Below are 734 nucleotides of genomic sequence, written 5' to 3'. Positions count from 1 at the left end.
GCAGATCAAAGAAGCGATCAAAATCGATCAGCGCTGGAACCGGTTCTACCTGCCAACCCGTCGTTTCCATGAGGACTCTGTTTATCTCTGGGAGTTGAGGAACTCTATCTAATGGCAAATCAAGCACAGTTAATCCGTGCAAATACGCATCACAAGCACGGTCATTAATGACGTCCAGTTGCCTTTTCACTAAGTCGTGCCAAATTGCGTCTTCTTCGAGGCTCCACTCAACCCATCCCTCTTGGCTCACGGGCTTAGAATGATATTGAGTCATTACACACCTCCTTTTGCATGTCTCACTTTAAGCCTATCTCTCCTCCTCATAAGCGCCAATTTGCGTGACTTTTCAGAATCGGCATTAATGTAACATTTTATTTACACATTTCTTTCAACCCTTTATTTTGCTGATCTTTTGACTTTGTAAAACCTAAATACCAGACTGAAATCGTTAACTTTTTGTTAAAGGTAAAGGAATGCAAGATAGCAATAAGTCCGTTTGGCAGCCAGGAGATCAACGCATCGCCGATGCCAACCTAACCCGATTTATCGACAGCCTTAATCTGTCTCAATTAAACCGAGATACCGCCATACAAAACTACGCCGAACTCCATCAATGGTCTGTGGATCAGCCGGAACTTTTTTGGCAAAACGTGTGGCAGTTTTGTGGCGTGGTCGGGACACAAGGGGACGAGATAAAAACGCAAGGTGAGAGCCGCTGGCAGCAGCCTAAATCG

The 734-nt window shown here is 45.0% G+C and carries 2 pseudogenes; one reads left to right on the top strand and one right to left on the bottom strand.

The window, feature by feature from the left end:
- Positions 1–274: pseudogene (phhA, locus tag KIV40_RS33945) on the bottom strand (phenylalanine 4-monooxygenase); the annotation flags it as partial.
- Between the two features lie 199 nt (positions 275–473).
- Between phhA and KIV40_RS33940 the strand changes: the two are divergent.
- Positions 474–734: pseudogene (locus tag KIV40_RS33940) on the top strand (acetoacetate--CoA ligase); the annotation flags it as partial.

This window comes from Vibrio sp. D173a, assembly GCF_030248475.1.
The sequence above is the reverse complement of the archived record's forward strand: the minus strand, read 5'-3'. Positions and strand labels throughout refer to the sequence as shown.